This is a genomic window from [Clostridium] ultunense DSM 10521 (assembly GCF_000511955.1).
GTDB lineage: Bacteria > Bacillota > Clostridia > Tissierellales > Tepidimicrobiaceae > Schnuerera > Schnuerera ultunensis.
In genome coordinates this window covers 80635-84735 of sequence record NZ_AZSU01000001.1, presented here as the reverse complement: position 1 = coordinate 84735, position 4101 = coordinate 80635, and the positions used below count along the sequence as shown (strand labels likewise).

General features: G+C 33.6%; 3 protein-coding genes and 1 riboswitch. All 3 genes read right to left on the bottom strand.

The annotated features are described in order from the left end of the window. Positions 1-79: 79 nt before the first annotated feature. The 3 genes from CUL_RS0100490 to CUL_RS0100480 all read right to left on the bottom strand — a co-directional run bounded on the left by CUL_RS0100490 (position 80) and on the right by CUL_RS0100480 (position 3602). Entirely contained in the window at positions 80-484 is a 405-nt protein-coding gene (locus CUL_RS0100490; protein ID WP_005583271.1) for a hypothetical protein, read from the bottom strand. A gap of 365 nt (positions 485-849) precedes the next feature. Next, positions 850-2484, bottom strand: a complete 1635-nt coding sequence (locus CUL_RS0100485; RefSeq protein WP_025640206.1) for a methionine synthase — start codon at positions 2482-2484, stop codon at positions 850-852. Next, positions 2481-3602 (bottom strand): NAD/NADP octopine/nopaline dehydrogenase family protein, encoded by a 1122-nt coding sequence (locus CUL_RS0100480; RefSeq protein WP_025640205.1) that lies wholly within the window; start codon positions 3600-3602, stop codon positions 2481-2483. The genes CUL_RS0100485 and CUL_RS0100480 overlap by 4 nt, the downstream gene beginning before the upstream one ends. A gap of 96 nt (positions 3603-3698) precedes the next feature. Continuing rightward, a riboswitch (cyclic di-AMP (ydaO/yuaA leader) is annotated at positions 3699-3827 on the bottom strand. Positions 3828-4101: the final 274 nt, after the last annotated feature.

The following is a 4101-nucleotide window of genomic DNA, read 5'->3' as shown; positions in this document are numbered from 1 at the left end:
GATGATGAGATAGCGTAACGGAAGGAGTAGTTTCTTATTTGACTAGTAGGAAGTAAAACAAAAACTAAGTTCGTCCTTATTAACCGTTAATAGGCAACTTGTTTTTGTTTGCTAATTCTCTTTCTTTTAGATATTTAATTTCAATTAATACATGGTAAAACTCATCTAATGTCAATTCTGTAAATTGCTCATTGTCTAAATACCAATTTCCTGATTTACAGTTTATTTTAAGAAAATCTTCTAAAAATGCTGATAGCGCTTGTTTGTCTTCTTTTCCTAATAGGGAATCTAAACTATCTGAATCTATTAAATTATGTAATATTCTTAAAATCTTTTGACTAATATCCTCTTTATCTATGCCAGAATACCTTATTTCATCGTATATATCTATTATGATATCCAATCCTCTGACAGAATTCATATTTTGCAAATAGTTTAAAGCCATTTTTACACATTCTTCCATTTTTTCACTATGTTCCCCCATTGAATACACCTCTGTTCCTTTATTAAATAGCTCTATTTAATTCTATGCCTATATGATAGTATTTTATGAGCCAATTTAATGGTTCATTAAAGAATATTTTTCCTAATTTAGTAGTATTTTGTCGATTTAATTAAACTATTTCCCAGGAAATTAATATTAAAATAGAAATAAGTCTTTATTCTCTATACCCAATTTTTATACCTTTTAAAAAATATGTCGTATATTCATTAAATTTGTAGGTACAAAGTCCTAATCATTATACCTATATAGTACTATATAATAATATATATTTCAAGAGAAAGAGAAGATTGAACAAAAAACAAGCTTGCTGTACAGCAAGCTTGTTTGGGAGTTCTAAAGGATAGTTAAATTTTCAATTCTTCCAAAATCCTTTCTAACCTTTCTTTCTCAGATATTATCCTTTTTTCCTTGTTATCGTAGGCATACATGGCACCACTTACTATCCTTGTATATAAACTTCCTCTACAAACTGGATTCCCTTTTAAATGGGGGGCATCCAATATACCCATTTTAACTGCCTTAGATAAGGTCTCAGGGTCTGTTAAAGGATCCCTTTCATTTGACCCTATGGATCTTATAGCCTCTATTATCATTTTAGATTCCCTTATCAATTCCCCTTTTCGTCTTTGAACATTTTCATCTTTCGTCATGTCAACTGAACCTAAGAATTCATTTTTCAATACTCCTCTAACTATCTTTGCCGACTCGATAATATCATCAGCAGTAGCTGCATGATGTGCTTCACAGTAACCGACTACATGGTAAATATGGGGTTTGATAGCCATTGCAAGATAAGCTGAAGCTGCCAATTGGCCTTTAGCTTGATATAAATCGGCTGGGAAACTAGCAAGGCCTGCTCTAGCCTGCCTATATACCCTAAAGTTTTCATCTTCTAAACTTTCTACTAGATGTATTTTTGCTAACATCTTTGCTAAATCCATTTCAGGGGAAATGAAAGCAGGCACATTAAACATATACTGGGCTACATAATTTTTAACCCCCATTTGTTTAGCATTATAGGCTACCAAATATGCATCTGCTACCCCTATAGCATCGTGAGCATCTCTTAAACTCCAATGATGAGGATCATTTACTTCTACAGGAATATTCCTCTCTCCATGCCATTTCATTACCTCTTGATTTTCTTTAATAGCATCTTTCAATTTTCTAGGTCCTCTTTTGTCCAGCTCACTATACCAAAACAGCGGTACTGCACACCAAGCATTATCTATGGTATCCTGTAACATTCCTGAAAATTTAATTATGTTTTTAGTTCCACTATAGGATCTAAGTAACGGATAATTCCCTCTCTGGGCTGCTTCGTATAATTTCCTAAAATCATCTTCTGTCCGTAATGGAACACCTCCAGCGCCATCTAACCTTTTATCCATTTTCCCTTGGTCAAAGAAAAACTCTTGAGCATTCTGATCTGGCGCTATGGATATGACGTCTAACACTTTAGACTCAGCTACCTTTTCAATGGCCTCCACCGTATCTTCTATAGTAGGTAGGCCAAGATGGTGTCTTAGAATAGGGTAAGGATATTTAGAATTTATCCTAGAAATAAGATCTTTAGGATATTCCTCATCTTCCGTATATTCTTTTCCTTTTAAATACCATATCACTTCATCAATATCCTCATATCCATAAAATATTTTATTAAATATTTCAGACCTTTCAGCTACCTTCCCTGTTGGCTCTGTACCTCCGAAGAGCCAAGTAATTTCCTCCAGCTTTTCTTCCCTAATTCTAGCTTTTAATTCTTCTAATATTTCCACTAAAGGTTCTGGCGTTAGTCGATAGCTTAATGCTACCATCTCTGGCTTTGTCATCTTTATATTTTTTATCAATTGATCAATAGAAATCCCTATGCCTAAAAACTCAGGATCGTATCCTTCTTTTTCAGCAAGAGATAAGAAGTTCATGGTTCCAGCAACATGAACACAGTTTCCAATAGTACATGCCAGAATTTTTCTCATGAAGCTACCACCTCTTTACCTTTTCTCAATATTCTACCTTTTTCTGCAAACTCATGGATTTCTTTCACAGATAAACCTTTTAATCCTAATCTTTCGACAGTTCTTCCTTCTTCAAAAAAGTCCACACCCGTTATTAATCCAGCTATTCTAATAATAGAGTCCATAGCTGGAGTTTCTATATTAAATTCCCTAGCTATAGATGACATAGGAATTAAACTATAGGGTACATCTTCATATATATATCTTATATTTAAGCCTTTAGGTGCTTGTAATCCCTTATAAGCTGGATTGTTTTGCACTGCCTCATACAGGTTTTCTCCTTTAGCTCCATAGGTTTCTTCTAACCAATCCCTAGCCGATAAGGTATTCACATTGAGCAATAATCCTATTTTCATTCTTTCTGCATCCATCTTTTCTAAAAAGTTTCCTATGGATGGAGTAATACCTTCTGTATAGTAATCAAAAGGAGCTCCCCTTTCTATATGTCCACTATTTAATAGTGTAGGACCTGGATGAAATATAGCCCCATAGTTATTTATACTGGTTTCAATTACATCCCTAGCAGCTATAAACTGAGGATAAGCTTCGTTAAGCATCTCTACAACATAGTTAGTCTTAATAGCTGGAATTGCCGCTAAAGTCACTTCCTTTTTCGATTTGAATATATGGGCACTAGTTTCTGATGTTTTTCTACAAGCATAAATGAAAGTCTGAGCTTCAGCTACTATGATATCCTTATTTGAACCACATTGTCTAATAGTAGCATAAACCTCTAAAGCTCCTCCTGTTCTACCAGGATTTAATACAATTATCTGGCCATCCTTTAAATGAGGAGCCATAGCTTTAGCTAAATGGTAATGTCCCATAGCTGGCACAGTCACCATTATAATATCAGCATCTTCAATAGCTTCTTCAATATTATTTGTCACTAAGTTTAATTTTCCTTTCCCTTCAACTTCACCTGTTAATCCAATTCTAGGTCTTTCAATTAACGGAAGAATATTATCCAAAGTTCTATTATATAGATTCACTTTGTAGCCTATTAAGCTTAAATATCCTGCCATTGCAACGCCTCCATTGCCTGCTCCAATCACTGCATAAACTAAATCTTTTTTCATACTATTACCTCCTATCCCATAATTTCCCTATTTGATTTTAAGTAAAATAAAAGACTATAGAGGGCTCCCCATAGTCGATAGATGACAATACACTACCAATCCCCCCTCCACGCTTGCGAGGTTAGCTGACGGGTTCGGGCTAAGGGATTTTGCCCGTCCAAAAAGGATTCACCCCAGTTAAATGGTTCCCCCGCTTCTTTCACAAGAATTCAGCGATAAATATTAAATTCTATTAGCAGTCAATAAAATAAAAATTTAAACTTAGTTGTTTAAAATAAAAGATTATGCTTAAATAATATTGTTTGAAATGAGTTATTTATTAATAAATCCTTGCTGGATAATTAATATACAAATTGAATAGAATAATATAGAAGTAAAGCTTAAGGATGAAAATAAGTACAATAACATCGAAAATAGTATATCACAAATCTCTGATAAATGCAAATATTTTAATTAATTTTTTTCCATAATGTATAATATAAACTAAAACCGATCTTCC